This is a genomic window from Streptomyces sp. WAC07094 (assembly GCF_036320405.1).
Classification (GTDB): Bacteria; Actinomycetota; Actinomycetes; order Streptomycetales; family Streptomycetaceae; genus Streptomyces; species Streptomyces lannensis.
In genome coordinates, this window is record NZ_JAVMJZ010000001.1 from 6,574,048 (window position 1) to 6,590,962 (window position 16,915).

15 protein-coding genes are annotated in these 16,915 nt (G+C 72.7%); 4 read left to right on the plus strand and 11 right to left on the minus strand.

What is annotated here, in order from left to right; translation table 11 throughout:
- Positions 1-75 precede the first annotated feature (75 nt).
- The 6 genes from RCR19_RS29145 to cseB all read right to left on the minus strand — a co-directional run bounded on the left by RCR19_RS29145 (position 76) and on the right by cseB (position 9,779).
- Positions 76-822 carry a BPL-N domain-containing protein gene (locus RCR19_RS29145; protein ID WP_331267827.1) on the minus strand — a complete coding sequence of 249 codons (747 nt, stop codon included), beginning with the start codon at positions 820-822 and terminating at the stop codon, positions 76-78.
- 57 nt (positions 823-879) lie between these two features.
- Complete coding sequence (locus RCR19_RS29150; RefSeq protein ID WP_331267828.1) at positions 880-5,037, minus strand: Pls/PosA family non-ribosomal peptide synthetase; 4,158 nt, start codon at positions 5,035-5,037, stop codon at positions 880-882.
- A gap of 431 nt (positions 5,038-5,468) precedes the next feature.
- Entirely contained in the window at positions 5,469-6,455 is a 987-nt protein-coding gene (locus RCR19_RS29155) for an endonuclease/exonuclease/phosphatase family protein (protein ID WP_331267829.1), read from the minus strand.
- A gap of 7 nt (positions 6,456-6,462) precedes the next feature.
- Positions 6,463-7,551 (minus strand): serine hydrolase, encoded by a 1,089-nt coding sequence (locus tag RCR19_RS29160; RefSeq protein WP_331267830.1) that lies wholly within the window; start codon positions 7,549-7,551, stop codon positions 6,463-6,465.
- A 208-nt stretch (positions 7,552-7,759) separates the two neighbouring features.
- A complete protein-coding gene (locus tag RCR19_RS29165; RefSeq protein WP_331267831.1) occupies positions 7,760-9,013 on the minus strand; it encodes a HAMP domain-containing sensor histidine kinase in 1,254 nt (417 codons plus the stop codon).
- Position 9,014: 1 nt separating this feature from the next.
- Positions 9,015-9,779 carry a two-component system response regulator CseB gene (gene cseB / locus RCR19_RS29170; protein WP_331267832.1) on the minus strand — a complete coding sequence of 255 codons (765 nt, stop codon included), beginning with the start codon at positions 9,777-9,779 and terminating at the stop codon, positions 9,015-9,017.
- Between the two features lie 199 nt (positions 9,780-9,978).
- Between cseB and RCR19_RS29175 the strand changes: the two genes are divergently transcribed.
- A complete protein-coding gene (locus RCR19_RS29175) occupies positions 9,979-10,467 on the plus strand; it encodes a GNAT family N-acetyltransferase (RefSeq protein ID WP_331267833.1) in 489 nt (162 codons plus the stop codon).
- A gap of 23 nt (positions 10,468-10,490) precedes the next feature.
- Here RCR19_RS29175 and RCR19_RS29180 read toward each other — a convergent pair whose 3' ends face one another.
- Positions 10,491-10,625: a hypothetical protein gene (locus RCR19_RS29180; RefSeq protein ID WP_331267834.1), complete on the minus strand. Its 135-nt coding sequence runs from the start codon at positions 10,623-10,625 to the stop codon at positions 10,491-10,493.
- A 160-nt stretch (positions 10,626-10,785) separates the two neighbouring features.
- Between RCR19_RS29180 and RCR19_RS29185 the strand changes: the two genes are divergently transcribed.
- On the plus strand, positions 10,786-11,427 hold the full coding sequence (locus RCR19_RS29185; protein ID WP_331269586.1) for a class I SAM-dependent methyltransferase: 642 nt from the start codon (positions 10,786-10,788) through the stop codon (positions 11,425-11,427).
- A 10-nt stretch (positions 11,428-11,437) separates the two neighbouring features.
- On the opposite strand, the gene RCR19_RS29190 is transcribed toward RCR19_RS29185, so the two are convergent.
- On the minus strand, positions 11,438-11,938 hold the full coding sequence (locus RCR19_RS29190) for a DUF402 domain-containing protein (RefSeq protein ID WP_331267835.1): 501 nt from the start codon (positions 11,936-11,938) through the stop codon (positions 11,438-11,440).
- Complete coding sequence (locus tag RCR19_RS29195; protein ID WP_331267836.1) at positions 11,919-12,845, minus strand: GNAT family N-acetyltransferase; 927 nt, start codon at positions 12,843-12,845, stop codon at positions 11,919-11,921. The genes RCR19_RS29190 and RCR19_RS29195 overlap by 20 nt, the downstream gene beginning before the upstream one ends.
- A gap of 70 nt (positions 12,846-12,915) precedes the next feature.
- On the opposite strand from RCR19_RS29195, the gene RCR19_RS29200 reads away from it, so the two are divergent.
- On the plus strand, positions 12,916-13,284 hold the full coding sequence (locus RCR19_RS29200) for a GntR family transcriptional regulator (RefSeq protein ID WP_331267837.1): 369 nt from the start codon (positions 12,916-12,918) through the stop codon (positions 13,282-13,284).
- A gap of 91 nt (positions 13,285-13,375) precedes the next feature.
- On the opposite strand, the gene RCR19_RS29205 is transcribed toward RCR19_RS29200, so the two are convergent.
- Together RCR19_RS29205 and RCR19_RS29210 are read right to left on the minus strand one after the other, a co-directional pair.
- Complete coding sequence (locus RCR19_RS29205; RefSeq protein ID WP_331267838.1) at positions 13,376-14,167, minus strand: DUF72 domain-containing protein; 792 nt, start codon at positions 14,165-14,167, stop codon at positions 13,376-13,378.
- Positions 14,168-14,208: 41 nt separating this feature from the next.
- On the minus strand, positions 14,209-15,303 hold the full coding sequence (locus tag RCR19_RS29210) for a DUF5925 domain-containing protein (RefSeq protein ID WP_331267839.1): 1,095 nt from the start codon (positions 15,301-15,303) through the stop codon (positions 14,209-14,211).
- A gap of 167 nt (positions 15,304-15,470) precedes the next feature.
- Here RCR19_RS29210 and RCR19_RS29215 point away from each other — a divergent pair, with 167 nt between their 5' ends.
- On the plus strand, positions 15,471-16,892 hold the full coding sequence (locus RCR19_RS29215; RefSeq protein ID WP_331267840.1) for a xylan 1,4-beta-xylosidase: 1,422 nt from the start codon (positions 15,471-15,473) through the stop codon (positions 16,890-16,892).
- Positions 16,893-16,915 lie beyond the last annotated feature (23 nt).

Consider the following 16,915-nt stretch of genomic DNA (forward strand, 5'->3'; position numbering starts at 1 on the left):
GACGTCAGGACGGGCTTCCTCAACTGCGACCGCGCCCACTGCCGCTCGGTGGAGAGGCAGTCGTGCGGGCTCTGGTCACTTCAGCACTTCCCCCACCAGGTCCAGCCCCAGGTCGTGGGTGCGGTGGACCGAGAGGCCCTCGTCGAGGAACCAGTCGTCGGTGGCTTCCGGGTGAGGGCCCACGACGCCGACGCGACCGTCGCCGAAGGGGGTGACCAGGGCGGCGACGGTGGCGTTCGGATAGGTGGCGAGGACGGTGACGTCGGCGTCGCGGTCGAGGACGAAGTGCGGGCCGTCCTGGAAGTAGAGGGTGCGGGGGATGCCGCGCCACGCGGTTTCCACCAGGGTGTCGCGGTCGTGGTGGACGGTGGCGCCGGGCGTGGCGATGTACTGGTCGGTGTCGCCGGGGAGGAGCGCGAAGCCGGGGGTGGCGCCGGCCAGGTAGCCGCCCAGGCAGAAACCCAGATAACGCCCGCCGCCGTGGACGTAGTCACGGATTTCGCCGGCGTGCTTCTTCAGACGGCGGTACGCGGCGGAGAGGGTGCCGCCGCCGGGCTGGGCGTAGACGCGGGCGTGGGCCAGGGTCGCGGCGGAGAGCGGGATCTCCTCGTGCGGTCCGGTGTAGCGGACGTCGAGGTCCCAGGGGCCGGACGCGAGCAGTGCGGCGACCGCCTCGGAGCAGCCGGCGGGGCGGGCGGCCGGACCCCGGTACACGAGGGCCAGCGGGCGTCCGCCCGGGAGGGGGAGCGAGGGCTGCGTCGGGGCGCGCCGCGCGCCGATGGCCCGGCGGAGGGAGTCGAGGAAGTCGGAAGCAGGTGGCATGGATTCCCACCGCCGGGGTCGGGGGTCGTCAACGGGAGTGGCCGGTGTGGTGAGGGGTCAGCCGGGTGGAGGGCGGTCGGCGCGACGGAGGGCCCGGCCCTGGGCGGGGACGCCGCGCCAAGCCGTGCCGGGGGTGAGACGCTCGCCCTTCATGACCAAGGAGAGGGCGTCGAGCCAGACGCCTTCGCCGACGACCCCGTCGTACAGCACGACCGTGCGGCTGCCGACGGTGGCGCCCGCCTCGACGGTGACCTTCGACATCTTCATGACCCGGTCCTCGAACAGGTGCGTCTGCAGGCTCACGCCTGGGCCGATCTCCGCCTCGTCGCCGACCTCGACCAGGTCGAACTCGGTGAGAAAGGTGGTGCTGATCCACGTGCGCCGACCGATCCGCGCGCCGAACAGACGCAGCGCGGGCGGCAGGAACGGCGTGCCGGTGAGGGTGGCGAGACCGGCGGGGACGGCGGCCGCCTCGTAGAGACCGGTGACGAACTCGGTGCGGCGGACGAACCAGCTCCACAGGGGCGCGACGTGTGGCTCGTAGGTTCCGATGACGAGCCGTTTGAGCAGGGCGCAGTATGCGATGACGGTCAGGCCCGCGGCCATGAGGAGGAGAGGGGCCAGCAGGACGCAGAGGGCCGGTCCGGCGTGGGCGACGCCGACGAGGGCGAGGAGGAAGAGGAAGGCGGTCACGCCCAGAAGGGACGCGGGCATGGTGACGCGGAGGAACTCGATGGCCAGGCGGCGGCGGACCGCCTTCGGTGTGGGCCGGAACGTCAGCTCCTCGGGGAAGTTGCCGCTGCTCTGGCGATTCGGGAGGTGGATCGCGGGCGAGCCCAGCCAGGCGGTGCCGGCGGGCACCCCGTCCTGCGGCGGGACGGTGCCGACGCCGATCAGGGAGTCCGGTCCTGTCCGCGTCCCGGCGGGCAGATACGCGGCGTTGCCGACGAACGCGTGGCGGCCGATCTCGGTGGGCCTGCAGTCGACCCGGCCGCCGGCGAAGGCGGCGCCGCCGACCCCCGCCATGTCCGCGACGAAGCTGCCCTCGCCGAGCGCGAGCAGGTCCGGGTCGAGATGGGAGGCGGTGGACACCTCGGCACCGGGGCCGATGCGCGCGCCCAGCAGCCGTAGCCAGGGGACGGTGTAGAGGGTGGCATAAAGGGAGTTGGTGACGGCGAGGCTGGCTTCCAGCAGCTTGTCGGAGAACCACTTGCGGACACCCAGGACCGAGCGGACCGGATGAGCGCCGACCGGCGAGCGGCGCAGCACCAGCCGCTTGGCGAGGGCGATCGCGGCGCAGGCGGTGACGACATAGAGCGGGCCCGCCAGGACGAGGGCGGCCAGGACCGCGGGCGGGGTGCCCCAGTCGAGCCAGGTGAACCAGATCAGTGCGGCGCTCGGCAGCACGACGGCCAGCCGGAGGGTTTCGAGGAGGGCGACGCCGAGTTGGGCCGCCGCGACATACCGGGGCCGCCGGCGCTCGGCGGTCCCGCCGGCCCGCAGCATGTCCTCGATACGCGGGTCCAGCGCCTTCAACGGGACCGGCGGCGATCCGGCCCAACGGGCCCCGGCCGGCACCACTTCGCCCTCGCCGAGCACCGACTGCTCGCCGAGCCCGGATCCCGCCTCCATCCGGGCGCCCGGCTCCAGCACCGTGTGCGCGCCCACGTAGGCGCGGGAGCCGATGCTGATCGGGGCGACGGTCACCCAGCCGTCCGCCACCCGCCAGGCGTGCAGCATCGTGCCGTAGCCGACCGAGGCGTCCGCGCCGACCTGGAGCAGGGACGGCAACGGGATGGCGCCGGTGGCGATGGTCGTCCGAGGTCCGATCCGGGCGCCCAGCAGCCGCAGATAGCACCCCACCAGGGGGGAGCCGCTCAGCGCGGGCAACGGGCTGACTCTCAGCAGCAGAGCGAGGGCCCAGAGGCGGAGGTAGGTCGCGCCCCACAGGGGGTAGCGCCCCGGCCGGATGCCTGCGGAGAGGGGGCGGGCGAGGACGGCGGGCAGCAGCCAGCGGATGCCGAAGTAACTGACGAGTGCGGCGATCAGGGGCTGCACGGGGACCGGCATCTGTCCGGTGGCCTGACCCGCCTGCCGGCCCAGGACATCGGCGAGGGGGAGGACGGTGAGGGAGAGCAGGAGGTAGATCACGCCGGCCTGGACCAGACCGGCGGCGGCGATCCGGCCGCTGCCGTGCCGAAGGGGGCGGGGGCGGGCCAGGGGGGCCGAGGGCGAGCCGTCGGCAGCGGAGGCCGGGCCCTCACCGCGCGTCTCGGAGGTGGCGTCCGGCGTGTCCAGGTGTGCGGCGAGCCGGCCCACGGTCGGGTTGGCGTAGAGGTCGCGCAGGGTGGGGCCGACATCGGCCCCGATGCCCCGGCCGCGGAGCAGCGACACGGCCTGGGCGGCGAGCAGTGAGTGCCCGCCGAGATCGGCGAAGAAGTCCGCCTCCGTGGACAGCGTGTCGGGGCCGATGCCGAAGACCTCCGCCCAGACGTCCCGCACCCGGGTCTCCAACTCGCCCCGCGGGGCCACCACATGCCCCTGGCTGACCAGCCTTCGGCCGGTCGGGGCGGGCAGCCGCTTCCGGTCCACCTTGCCGCTCGGCAAGGCGGGCAGCCGGGGCAGGATGTCGAGGAAGTGCGGGACCATATAGGCGGGGAGCCGATGCCGCAGGTGCTGGTGCAGGCGGGCGATCAGGTCGTCCTCGTTCCCCGTCCCGGCCCGCGCCGGGCCCGTCCGCCGCGCTGTGCCGTGCGGCGCCGGCACCACGTACGCGGACAGCTCCCGGCGGTTCTCCGCTCCGTTCCGTTCCGGTATCGCGACGAGCGCGGTGGCAGCCTCGGCCACGCCGGGGTCTTCGAGCAGCACGTTGTCGATCTCGCCGAGATCGACCCGGTATCCCCGGACCTTGACCTCGTCGTCGGCCCGCCCCAGGTACTCGATCTCGCCGTCCGCCGTGAGCCGGCCGAGGTCGCCGGTGCGGTAGAGCCGACTGCCCCGGGGCGCCAGCGGGTGCTCGATGAAGCGTTCCGCGGTCAGCTCCGGGCGCCCCACATAGCCCCGGGCGACACCGGGACCGCCGACACAGATCTCGCCGACCGCCCCCGCCGGCGATGACCGGCGATGGTCGTCCAGCAGCACCACCGTGTAGGTGGGCAGCGGTTTGCCGATCGTGACCGGTCGCCCCGGCCGGAGTTCGGTGACGGTCGCGGTGACGGTCGTCTCCGTCGGCCCGTACGTGTTCAGGATCCGGCGCCCCGGCCGGCTCCACCGTTCGACGAGCTGAGCCGGGCAGGCCTCGCCGCCGACCAGGACGGTACGGATCCCCGGCAGGTCCCTGGGGATCGTCGCCAGCAGCGTGGGCACGCAGTACAGCACCGTGATCCCGGACTCCTCCAGTGCGTCGGCCAGTTCGGCGCCGAACAGCCCGGTTCCGGAGCCGCCCGGCCCTGCGACGAGGGTGGCGCCGACCGTCCAGGTGGGCCAGATCTCCTCGATGGAGAAGTCGAACGCGATGACCATGCCCTGGTGGACCCGGTCCTCCGGCCGTACGTCGTAGATGTCCGGGACGACGTCGAGGAAGTTGCAGATGCTGGAGTGGGCGATGGCCACGCCCTTGGGACGGCCGGTGGAGCCCGAGGTGTACATGATGTAGGCGAGGGGGTCGTCGTCGGCCGTGCGGGCGGTGGGGTCGTCGGACCGCAGGCCCGCCGTTTCCCGCCGGGCACCTGACGCCGCACCCCGAATGTCCGGGGCGTCCGGCCGCGTGGCCGGTACGGAGGCCAACGCGGCCGCACACCGGTCGAGTTCCACCAGCCGCGTCCGCTCCCCGAGGCCCGGCTTCACACGGTCCGACACCCCTGCCGACAGCTCGGACACCGTCAGCACCGCGTCCACCCGCGCGTCCGCCGTGATGAAGGCGACCCGGTCAGGGGGCGCCGCCGGGTCGACCGGTACGAACGCGGCCCCCGCCTTGCCGACCGCCAGCAGCGCCGCGTACATGTCCACCGATCGCGGCAGCAGGATCGCGATCCGGGATCCACGGCCGATGCCCAGACCATGGAGAAGGTGCGCGAGCCGATTGGCGCGGGCGTCCAGTTCGGCGTAGGTCAGGACGTGCTCCCCGCACTCCAGTGCCGTTGCCGAGGGCACCCGATCACAGCTGGCTTCGAAGAGTCGGTGCAGGCGCGCCGCGCCCCTGTTGGTCGTGGCCATTACTCCATCGCATCGCCGAACACCGGTGATCGCATTTCCGGTTTGCAGCACCCCGTTGACCTGCCCGTTTCCGCGGAGGCGCGGGGCGCGGGGAGTGCCGGGCCTCTGCGCGGCCATCGCCGTACCGGTGAGACCTCCTTCCACCGCCGCCGCTCCACCACGTCCGCGGCCCCGGCCGACCCGGTGGCCAGGACCCTCGTCCGCCGCCGGTCCACCGACCCGGCGCCCGACACCGGGCGGATCCCGCCCACCCGGCCCGAACTGCCTGTCCTGCTCAGGGCCACGGCCCCGTCCGCACCTTCCGCGATCTGCCGAACGTCCCGCACCGGTGGTGTTGGTGACGCCCGCACAGGCACCGTGCGGCCGCCCGTCACCGCCGCTGGAGCAAGATCACCGCCACCACCGGGGATCCGTCCCGCCCGTCCCTGCCCCTACAGCCGCAGGGACGCCGCCACCGGCAGATGGTCGCTGCCGGTGGCCGGGAGGGTCCAGGCGGAGCGCGGTTCCATGCCGCGCACGAGGATGTGGTCGATCCGCGCCACCGGAAACGACGCCGGCCAGCTCGGACCGAAGCCGGCCCCCGACTCCTCCTGCGCCGAGCGCAGTCGGGCGGTGACCGCGGACAGGGCCCGGTCGTCCGTGGTGCCGTTGAAGTCGCCCATGAGCACGGTGCGGGGCAGCGGTTCGGCGCGCAGGGCGGCGGCGAGACGGCGCGCGGCCGCGTCACGCGCGTCCGTGCCGAACCCCGATGCGGCGGAGAACCGGACGGACAGCAGATGGGCGACGTAGACGGCGACCGGTCCCTCGGGCGTGCGAACCGTCGCACGCAGAGCACGCGGCCAGGGGGCAATGTCGACGGTCCGGGCATCGGCGAGCGGGTAGCGGCTCCACAGGCCGACGGTGCCGTGTATCGAGTGGTACGGGTAGTCGGCGGCCAGCGCCGTGCGGTACGCGGCGGTGGCGTCGCCCAGCTCTTCCAGGGCCACCACGTCGGCGCCGGAGGCGGCCAGGACACGAGCGGTGTGCGCCGGGTGCGGGTTGTGCTCGTTGACGTTGTGCGTCACCACCGTCAGGTCCGCTCCGCCCGCCCGCTTGTCGAGGAGTGTGCCGCCGAACAGTGCGGACCAGACGGCGGCGGGCAGCAGTGCGGCCACCGCGGCGGTCGCGGAGCGCCTGACCGCCGCGCACAGCAGCAGGAGCGGCACGGCGAGACCGGTCCAGGGCAGGAACGTCTCGATGAGGCTGCCGAGGTGGCCGACCCGGTCGGGGACACGGGAATGGCCGAGCATCACCAGCACGGACAACGGTGCCAGGGCGGCGGCGATCCGACCTCGCCGCCAGAGGCCGGGGTACGGGTCCGGCCGTCGCGGGCGGTCGGGCGCGGGCGGTGCCGGCTCGGTTCCGAGGAGGGTGGCCACGGCGACGTCACCGCCTTCCGGGCCGGGGACCGGCGGTGGGCGCGGACGCGTTCCCGGACATCCATCGTCGTACGCCCTCGATCAGTGAACTGCTCGCGTCGAGCGCGGCGTTCAGGCCCTCCTGCGGGCTGGTGCCGGCACGTTGGTGCAGGACGACACCGAGGGCGAGACGGTCCCGGCCGCGGCGGTCGGGTGCGGTGGCCGCCCACATCAGCGCGCCCCCCGCGGGGGTGCTGGAGCCGGTCTTGAGCCCGATCACCCCGGACGTGCCGAGCAGTGTGTTGGTGTTGAGTATCGTGCCGGGCACACCGGGGACGGTGGTGCTGGGCAGCGCGACGACGGATCTGAAGACCTTGTCGCGCATGACCTGCCGGGCCAGCTTCAGCTGGTCGGCGGAGGTGCTTGTGGTCGTGGGCTCGATACCGCTCGCCCCGGTGTAGGTGGTCCGGTCCATGCCGAGGTCGTGGGCGGCCCGGTTCATCTTCGCCACGAACGCCTGCTGCGAGCCCGCGTCCCAACGCGCCAGCAGCCGGGCGATGTTGTTGCCGGAGGGGATCAGCATCAGTTCCAGCAGCTGCCGTTCGCTCAGCCGCCGCCCCTGCACGACCGGCACGCTGGACTCCACGCCGGAGACGGACTCGTTCGCCGCCGACTCGTCGACGGTGACCCGGGGGCCGGGTTCGCCGTCGCGCAGCGGATGGTCGCGCAGGATCACGTACGCGGTCATCACCTTCGCGATACTGGCGATCGGCACCGGTGTCTGCGCGCCGTGCGTACCGAGGTCGCCGTCGTCACCCAGCCCTTCGACCAGCACACTCGCCTGCCCCTCGTGCGGCCAGGGCAGCGGTGCCGCGGCGGGCCGCCCCGTCCGTCCGCCCGCCCGTTCGGTCCCCGCCGGACCGCCCCCGTCGCCTTCCGGGGTGACGACGACGGCGGCGAGCGCGGCCAGGGTGACCAGGGCCGTGGCGCCTGTCGTCAGCAGCGCCGTCCGGCGGGGCAGATGACGTGACCGGCCGGGCACGGGCCATGGACCGGGGGACCCCGGCGGTGATGTACGGTCCGTGTCGCGCTCGCACGACTCGGGGGCTGTGCGCATGCGGGGGCACCTCCAAGGGGCATGTGCGCGGCGTTCACGCACGTCGACCACCTTGTGCGGGGCGGATGTCCGCACGGCCGAGACCGTGCCTCGGCCCCCGCTCGGCCGTTCATCCGTCGTGTATCGGCGCTCGCCCGCCCGGGCCGTTCCGTGTGCCGCGCCCCGGGGCACGACGGCCCCGCGGTGCCGTGCGGCACCGCGCGAGGCGTCAGCCGGCCTTCGGCAGCCGGAGGGTGACGACGGCCCCGCCGCCGGGCGCGTCGGCGAAGGCCAGCGATGCCCCGATGACCTGGGCCTGGCCGAGCGCGATGGTCAGCCCGAGACCGTGGCCCCGGCCGCGTTCCGACGCCCCGGTGCGGAACCGCTGGGGGCCCTCGGCGAGCAGTTCGCGAGGAAAACCGGGGCCGTGGTCGCGCACGGTCACACAGGTCCCCGCCACTTCGACCTCGACGGGTCCACGGCCGTGCCGGTGGGCGTTGACGACCAGGTTGGCGACGATCCGGTCGAGCCGGCGCGGGTCGGTCTCGGCGGACAGGGCGCCGGTCGTGGTGAGTTGTGTCACCAGCCCGGTGCGGGCCAGTGACTCGCCGATCGCCTCGGCCAGCGGAACCGGCCTGAGTTCGGCCCGCTCGGCACCCGCGTCGAGCCGCGAGATCTCCAGCAGGTCCTCCACCAGGGTTCGCAGTACCCGCACCCGGTCACGCACCAGATCGGTGGCCTCCCCCTCGGGGAGCAGCCCACTGGCGGTGACCAGGCCCATCAGCGGGGTACGCAGTTCGTGGGCGACGTCGGCGGTGAAACGCTGCTCGCTGCGCAGCCGTCCGAGCAGGCTGTCGGCCATCGAATCGACGGTGGCCGAGATCTCGGTGATCTCGTCGCCGCCGCGATCGGCCGCGGTCCTGGCGGCCAGGTCACCGGCCGCGATCCGGCGTGCGGTCCGTGCCACGTGGCGCAGCCTGCGGTTGGGGAGTTCCGCGGCGAGCGCCGACAGCGGCACGACGACGGCCAGCGCCAGCAGGGAGTACTTCCACATGTGCCGGTCCAGGGCGCGCCGGGTGAGCAGGTCCGTCGTCATGTCGACCTGCACCGCCACGGGGCTGCCGCGGTACGTCTGCGCCGCCCACATCGAGGGATGGTCCCCGGGGCCGTCGCCGTCGTACCAGGTGGCGTATCCGCCGCTCGGGCCCTGCCGGTCGCGGAGCCGGCGCAGGAGTTCGTCGGGCATGGCACCGGACGACATCCGCAGCCCGTCGTGCGCGACCCCGTCCCGCTCGTAGTCCTGCAGGGCCCGGGACAACTGCGTGACGGCCTTGGACTCGCCGTCGTTCATCGACCGGTCGAGGGTGCTGCGATGGACCAGCACACCGACCGTCAGCGCGATGGCGCAGCAGGCCACGGCTACGAGCAGGGCGATCCGCCAGCGCAGCGAACGCCAGTTGACCAGGTCGCGCAGGGTGTCCACGTCAGCGCCGCAACTTGTAGCCGAACCCGCGCACGGTCTGGATCCGTTCGGCTCCGATCTTCTTCCGCAGCCGTTGCACGCACAGGTCGACCACGCGGCTGTCGCCGTCCCAGCCGTAGTCCCACACGTTGCGCAGCAGCAGCTGCCGGTCCAGCACGACGCCGGGGTTCGCGGCGAACTCGAGCAACAGCCGCAGTTCGGTGGGGGCCAGCGCGACCGGCCGGCCCGCCACGAAGACCTCGAGCCCCTCGGTGTCGACGGTCAGATCACCGAAGACCAGCGGGGCGTGTCCGCCGGGGTGACCGCCTTCGTCCGGCCGGCCCCTTCCGTCGGCCATGCCGGCCGGGGTCCGGGACGCGGCGGGGGCGAAGGTCGCCCGCCGCAGCAGCGAGCGGATCCGGGCCACCAGCACCGCGGTGTCGACGGGTTTGACGACGTAGTCGTCGGCACCCGCCTCCAGACCGGAGACCACGTCCAGGGCGTCGCCGCGTGCGGACATCATCAGTACCGGGTCCGTGCTGGTCTCCCTGATCCTGCGGCACAGCCCGATCCCGTCGAGCCCGGGCAGCATGAGGTCGAGCAGCAGCAGGTCGTGTCGGCCCTCCCGGAACAGTTCGAGTCCGGTCAGGCCGTCACCCGCGGACGTGACACGGTAGCCGTAGCGTTCCAGCGCCATCGTGACCGATCTGCGGATCACCTCGTCGTCCTCGACGAGCAGGATCGTCACGGGTGCCGGGGTACTGCCCCCAGCCACTGGAACCGACATCTCTCCCCATCGGACGTAGGTGCTGGATCTCCATCATGCGACGGGGATCGCGTCCTGCCCGAATTCTGCCGTCACCGCACCCCCGCCGGGCATCCGTCGCAGCTCGGCCGGGCATCAACTGCGTATCGGCCTGCCGTACGGGCCGCGCGGCCGCCCACACGGTGCCGGGTGCGCTGCCCGGGCGGGTAGCGTGCGTCCCATGGCAGAGGGCATCGCGGACGACAGGGCGGGCGAAGGGGTCAGGCCGGCGGTCGCCGCCGATGTGCCGGCGGTGCGTGCCCTGACGGATGCGGCGTACCGCCCCTACATCGCGCGCATTGGGGTGGTGCCGCAGCCCATGGAGGCGGACCACGCGGCGGACGTGGCCGCAGGGCGGGTGTTCGTGACGGGGAAGCCCGTGGCGGGCCTCGTGGTCGTGGAGGCGCGCGGGGACCATCTGTTCCTGGACAGCCTCGCCGTGCACCCCGACGCCCAGGGGCAGGGAGTGGGACGGCGGCTGCTCGCCTTCGTCGACGCGCACGCGCGTGCGCTCGGACGGAACGAGATCAGGCTGTACACGAACGCGATGATGTGGGAGAACCGGAGGATCTACCCGAAGTACGGATACGAGGTCGTGGAGCGCCGCGCCGACGGGCCGTACGACCGGGTGCACTATCGCAAGCGGCTGGACTCGGACCGTCCTGCCTGACGTGCCGGAGGCGAGGGGCGGCCTCAGCCGTCCGGCCACCAGATGCGCGCGATGTCCTTGCGCACCTCGGGCCGCTCGACGGGGCGCTCTTCGGTTTCCTCGCGCAGTCGGCGCGAGTCGGTCCGCTTCAGGGGCTTGTGCAGGGTCACTCGGCGCATGACTGCCTCCTTGTGCCTATCGGGTTCCTCGTTTGTCCTGAGGTAGACCCTTTGGGCGAGGGTTCCTCATCGATCGCGGTCTGTCTGTGGCGGCTGTCACCATGTCGCTGTCAGTGGTGGCTGTCACCCTGGCCTCATGACCAGGTACATGACCAGGAACATGGCCAAGAACGGGAACTCCGAAACCTCGGCGGGCGGGGGCGTGGACTGGGACGCCGCGGCCGCCACCTTCGACGAGGAGCCGGACCACGGTCTACGGGATCCCGCGGTGCGCGAGGCCTGGGCCGCCCGGCTGGGGGAGTGGCTGCCGTCCCAGCCCGCCGATGTGCTGGATCTGGGCTGCGGCACGGGCAGCCTGTCACTCCTCGCCGCCGAGCGCGGGCACCGCGTCACCGGTGTGGACATGTCACCGGCGATGGTGGCGCAGGCCCGCGCCAAGCTCGCCGGCCGTGACGCCGTGTTCCTCGTCGGTGACGCCGCCGCCCCGCCGGTCGGCGAACAACTTTTCGACGTGATCCTCGTCCGGCATGTGCTGTGGGCCCTGCCCGATCCGGGCCGGGTCCTGCGGAACTGGCGGGGACTGCTGCGTCCGGGGCGCGTCCGGGGCGCGGAAGGGGGACGGCTGGTGCTGGTCGAGGGTGTGTGGGGCGCCACGAACCCGGCCGGCATCCCCGCCGACCGCCTCACCGGGCTTCTCACGCCCCTCGGTCTCGACGTACGGGTCGAGCGGTTGTCGGACGACGCCCGGCTGTGGGGCAAGGAGGTCGACGACGAGCGGTATGCGGTGGTGGCGGTGTCCTGACCGGCCGGGCTCAGGCCAGCAAGCTCTCGAAACCGCCACCACGGGCGAGGAGTTCGAGTTCGTCCAGGGCTCGCACGGCGGCCGCGGCCGCCTGCGGGTCCGTCACCGCGAGCCCGCTCGCCGCGAACTCGTCCTCGTCCAGGCGGACCACGGTCCGGCCGTCGGCGGAGCGCCACAGGTCCAGGTCGAGGTCCTCGACGGTCACTTCGCCGGCCGAGACGGTGGCCGGTCGGGTGATGTCGCAGTACCAGCCCTTCAGCATGCCCTGTCCGTCGCGGACCTCCTTCACCGCGTACCAGCGGTCGCGCCAGTAGTACTCCGTGAGGACGTCTCCGGGTTCGAGCCGTACGAATCCGAAGTCGCGGACGACCGCGGCCGCCCAGGGTGCGCGCACGGCGATCCTGGTCCCGTCGTCGTGGAGCGGTTCGGCGGGGTAACGGATCTTCGTGCGGCCCACCTTGACCAGGACGACCTCCACCGGGCCCGCTGTGTCAGCCGAGTTCGCGGACATACTGCACCTCCGTCGCGCAGACCTCGTAGCCGAACCACTTGTTGATCGCGAGCATCGGTTCGTTGCCGGCGTCGTTGCCCGTGAACGCCTCCCTCAGCCCGGCCTCGCGGGCACGGTGCAGTGAGTGGTTCTTGGCGAGCTTGGCGAGGCCGCGGCCCCGGAAGGCGCGAAGGGTGCCCGTCATGACGGTGCCGTAGCGGGTGCCGTCGGTGCGGGCCGCGGTGAAGGCGACCGGGCGGCCTTCCACGACCGTCACCGACGTCAGTTCCCGGGACAGGAGGGGATGGTTCCAGGTCTCCTCGAGCCAGGCCTCGTAGTCGGTGAACTCGCGTTCCACATCGCTCGGTTCGTCCACGACCGTCTCCGCGTCCAGCGCGAACAGGGGGCGCGGGTCGTCGGCGAAGGCCGTGCCGGTGACCAGCTCCACGCCCGGCGGAGGGGTCCGCAGTGGGGGCAGTGCGCCGTGCGCCAGGTCGAGGCGGAGGAAGTGGGCGGAGCGGCCCGCGCGGCAACCGCGCCTCTCGGCGAAGCCGCGGGGCGCGGGCGCGTCCGACACCCAGGTGTACAGCCGGGTCGCGCCCAGGGCCCGCAGCCGCTCCTCGGCGGTGGCCGCCAGCAGCGAGCCCGCGCCGCGGCCCTGCCGGTCCGGGTCGACGTAGACGTTGACGTAGGCGTGTCCTGGTTCCGGGCTGTCGTACACCAGGCCGACCTGGGCGGTTCCGACGGGCTCGCCGTCCTCCTCCGCGAGGAGGGGCCGGTAGTGGGCGTCCGGGTGTGTGTGCCGCAGGTCGTAGGCGAGGGACGCGCCGGTGGAGATCATGTACGGCAGCGTGCGGCGGCGGATGCGGGCGAAGGCGGCGGTGTCCTCGGGTGCCTCGGGACGGACGTCGCGCACGGTCACGGTCATGGCTCGCACGCTACGCGGAGGTTGTGGTCGGGTGCCTCCGAATATCCCGCCGCTGGGGGACAATCGGCCTGTGACCTTGAAGATCCACATCATGGAGGGGGGCGCCCCGTACGAGCAGGTGCGCGCCCAGATCGCCGAACAGGCCCGGTCGGGTGCGCTGCCGGTGGGATACCGGCTGCCGACCGTGCGCGGGCTGGCCGAGTCCCTCGGCCTGGCGCCGAACACGGTGGCCAAGGCCTACCGGGCGCTGGAGACGGACGGGGTGATCGAGACCCGCGGCCGCAACGGGACGTTCGTGGCCGCCGCGGGTTCGGCCGCGGAGCGTGAGGCGGCGGGCGCCGCCGCCGGGTACGCCGAGCGCGTGCACCGCCTCGGCCTCACGGAGGCCGAGGCGCTGGCCGCGGTGCGGGAGGCACTGCGGGCGGCGTTCGCGAAGTAGGCGCAGCGGCCGCGATGGGTGATGACGGCCGGGTGAAGGCCGTCACGGTGCGCCGCGTCCCGCGACGCCGGGGTGATCCGGACGGCCGGCTCTAGCGCCGGGCCGTGTCCCCGGCCGCCGCCGGGAGGTGCTGGGGCGTGCGTGTCACCTTCAGGCCGGCCGCCGTCGCCGCGCGGGCGAAGGTCATCGCGTCCAGGACCGCCGCCGCGTGCGGATCGTTGTTGAAGTAGGCGTAGACGTCCCGTCCGTCCGGCCAGACGGCGTCGATGCGCTGGACCCAGGAGGTCAGGGACCGGCGTCCGTAGTGCGGCCAAGGCCGGGCGCGACCGGCGTGGAATCGGACGTAGCCCCAGTCGGTGGTGCGCCACAGCGGGGTGACCGGGCGGGAGAGGACGTCGGCCCAGCACAGCGCCGCCCCCCGGGCCTCGAGCACCGCGCGGACCTCCGGCGTCCACCACGAGTCGTGGCGCGGCTCGACCGCGATACGGGTGCCGGAGGGGAAGCAGGCGAGGCAGTCGTCGAGCAGGGCCGGGTCGGCACGCAGGGTGGGCGGGAGCTGGAGCAGCACGGGGCCGAGCCGGTCGCCGAGGCCCGCCGCGTGGCTCATCAGGCGGTGCACCGGCTCCTGCGGGTCCCGCAGCCGTTTGATGTGCGTCAGATAGCGGCTCGCCTTCACCGCGACCACGAAGTCCCGCGGAACCCGTTCGCGCCAGTCCTCGAAGGTCTCCTCGGACGGCAGTCGGTAGAACGCGTTGTTGATCTCGACCGTGGCGAATCGGGTCGCGTACTCCTCCAGCCACAGCCGCACGGGCACGCCGGACGGGTACAGGACGTCGCGCCAGTCCTTGTACTGCCATCCCGACGTGCCGACGAACACGGTCATACGACCATCAAAGCACCGGCGGCGGCCTTCTCACCCTTCCGCTACAGGTACAGCCCCGAATCCGCTCCCGCCCGCTGATCCGGAACCGATGTCGGGGACGTGCCCCGCCGCAGCGCGTACAGCTCCGCCAGGGTCGCGCCTTCGCGGCCCACTCCGTCCTCCCGGCCGAGCCAGCTCACCGCCTCGGGGCGGGTCAGACGGCCCACCTCGATCCGGGCGAGACAGCGGCCGGGCCGGACGACGGCCGGGTGGAGCCGCTCCAGGTCCTCGTTCGTGGTGACACCCACCAGAACGTTCCTGCCCTGCCCCAGCAGTCCGTCGGTGAGATTCAGCAGCCGCGACAGCGCCTGGCCCGCGGTGTGCTTCGCCTCCCCGCGGATCAGTTCGTCGCAGTCCTCCAGCAGGAGCAGACGCCAGCGCCCCTTGCCCGCCCCGTCCTCCTCGCCGATGGCGATGTCCATGAGATACCCGATGTCGGAGAACAGGCGTTCGGGGTCGAGGACGCAGTCCACCTGGCACCAGTCGCGCCATGAGCGGGCGAGAGTGCGCAGGGCGGACGTCTTGCCCGTGCCCGGCGGGCCGTGGAGCAGCAGCAGACGGCCCGCGATGTCCTCCGGTGTCGTCTTCATCAGGCGGTCCATCGCGTCCGCCACCGGCGCCGTGTAGTTGGGGCGGACCTCCTCCCAGGTGCCGGCCGCGATCTGCCGTGTCGTGCGGTGCGGGCCGCGCCTCGGCGACACGTACCAAAAGCCCATGGTGACGTTCTCCGGCTGGGGTTCCGGCTCGTCCGCCGCGCCGTCCGTGGCCTGGGTGAGCACCTTTTCGGCGAGCTCGGCGCTGGTCGCGGTCACGGTGACGTCCGCGCCGCGGTTCCACCGGGAGACCAGCAGGGTCCAGCCGTCGCCCTCCGCGAGGGTCGCGCTGCGGTCGTCGTCACGGGCGATGCGCAGCACCCGGGCGCCCGGAGGCAGCAGCGTGGCCCCGGAGCGTACGCGGTCGATGTTCGATGCATGCGAGTACGGCTGCTCGCCCGTCGCGAAGCGGCCGAGGAACAGCGCGTCGACGACGTCGGACGGCGAGTCGCTGTCGTCGACGTTGAGCCGGATCGGCAGAGCGTCGTGTGGGTTCGCGGACATGTCGCCATGATCTGTCACACAGGCGTCCCGTGCACCCGCTTTCCGAGGTGCGCCGGGTGTGTCGGCAGTGCCCGGTGCTTCCGGTCCGCCCCCCTACGTCCTGTTACAGGGCTGTCGCACGACGAAATCTGTTCCTGGGCCGAACCCCGCCGTTAGTGTGGCCCATGATGGGACGTCATGAGTGGGATACGGGGGCATGGCGGTGGCGGCTCACCGCGCTGCTCGGCGTGGGGGTGGCCGCTCTGGCCCTGGTGGTGACGCTGATCAACACACTGCCGGGGAACGGTGGGAGCACCGGTGGTACGTCGCCGGACGGCGACAAGGTGCACGGCACGCCGGCCGAGGTGCCGAAGGACGCGAAGCCGGACGTCGGCTGGGGTTTCACGCATACGCAGTACAGCGCGGACGAGGGCAGCGGCAGCGCCACCGCGCGTGTCGAGGACCTGCTCTCCGGCACCGGGCTGCCGGAGAACCAGCACATCATGGGCTGGGGCGCGGACAATCCCGAGCCGGTCGAGGGACATTACGACTTCGGGGCGATGGACCGCCGTATCGACTTCGCCCGCAAGGCGGGCGGCACCCCGGTCGTCACCCTGTGCTGCGCCCCGGACTGGATGAAGGGCGGCAAGGCGGGCGCGGACAGCACCGACTGGAGCCAGACCGCCCTGGAGACCGCGCCGACGCCCGATCACTACAAGGACTTCGCCGCGCTCGCTGCGACCGTCGCCAGGCGCTATCCGGACGTGCGCCACTTCGTCGTCTGGAACGAGTTCAAGGGCTTCTGGAACAACTCCGAGGCCCGCTGGGACTACGAGGGCTACACCCGGCTGTACAACCTGGTCTACAAGGCGCTCAAACAGGTCGACCCGAAGATCATGGTGGGCGGGCCGTACCTGGTCATGGACAGCGTCGACCCGCGGCAGAAGGAGAACGCCTCCACGGACCTGCGTGGTCCCTGGGGCGCGATGGACCAGCGGGTCCTCGACGCCTTCGACTACTGGAACAAGAACAAGGTGGGCGCCGATTTCGTCGTGGTGGACGGCTCCAGCTACACCAAGGACGACGACCTGCTGCCCGACGAGTTCGCCGCCACCGACAAGCTCACCGCCGTCGGCGCCTGGGTGCGGCGGCAGACCCACGACCTGCCGTTGTGGTGGGCGGAGTACTACGTCGAACCCGCCGACGGCAACGACGACCGCAAGGGCTGGACGGAGGGCCACCGTGTCGCCGTGCAGGCCGCCGGGATGATCGCCATGGTCAAGGGCGGGGCCTCCTCGGGCTTCTACTGGAACCCGGAGAAGGAGAAGGGCACCGACTGCGCGGGCTGCCTGTGGACACCGACCGACACCGCGAACGGCGGCCGGGCGCTGCCCATGTACGGCCTGGTCTCCCGCTTCGGCAAGGAGTTCCCGCCGGGCACGAGGTACCGGACGGTGCCGGTCGCCAAGGACGACGTTCCGAACGTGCGCGTCCTCGCCACCGACAGGGTCGTCCTGGTGGTCAACACCCTCGACCGGGCGATCAGCGCCCAGGTGGACGGCAAGCGGTTCGACATGAAGGCGTACGAGGTGAAGTGGCTCGAGCGATGAGCCCCTTCACCCCGTACGCCGGA

Coding starts and splice junctions, on each gene's coding strand:
- RCR19_RS29145 (WP_331267827.1), bottom strand. CDS start 822: ATGCCACCTGCTTCCGACTTCCTCGACTCCCTCCGCCGGGCCATCGGC.
- RCR19_RS29150 (WP_331267828.1), bottom strand. CDS start 5,037: ATGGCCACGACCAACAGGGGCGCGGCGCGCCTGCACCGACTCTTCGAA.
- RCR19_RS29160 (WP_331267830.1), bottom strand. CDS start 7,551: ATGCGCACAGCCCCCGAGTCGTGCGAGCGCGACACGGACCGTACATCA.
- cseB (WP_331267832.1), bottom strand. CDS start 9,779: ATGTCGGTTCCAGTGGCTGGGGGCAGTACCCCGGCACCCGTGACGATC.
- RCR19_RS29175 (WP_331267833.1), top strand. CDS start 9,979: ATGGCAGAGGGCATCGCGGACGACAGGGCGGGCGAAGGGGTCAGGCCG.
- RCR19_RS29180 (WP_331267834.1), bottom strand. CDS start 10,625: ATGCGCCGAGTGACCCTGCACAAGCCCCTGAAGCGGACCGACTCGCGC.
- RCR19_RS29185 (WP_331269586.1), top strand. CDS start 10,786: ATGGCCAAGAACGGGAACTCCGAAACCTCGGCGGGCGGGGGCGTGGAC.
- RCR19_RS29190 (WP_331267835.1), bottom strand. CDS start 11,938: ATGTCCGCGAACTCGGCTGACACAGCGGGCCCGGTGGAGGTCGTCCTG.
- RCR19_RS29195 (WP_331267836.1), bottom strand. CDS start 12,845: ATGACCGTGACCGTGCGCGACGTCCGTCCCGAGGCACCCGAGGACACC.
- RCR19_RS29205 (WP_331267838.1), bottom strand. CDS start 14,167: ATGACCGTGTTCGTCGGCACGTCGGGATGGCAGTACAAGGACTGGCGC.
- RCR19_RS29210 (WP_331267839.1), bottom strand. CDS start 15,303: ATGTCCGCGAACCCACACGACGCTCTGCCGATCCGGCTCAACGTCGAC.
- RCR19_RS29215 (WP_331267840.1), top strand. CDS start 15,471: ATGGGACGTCATGAGTGGGATACGGGGGCATGGCGGTGGCGGCTCACC.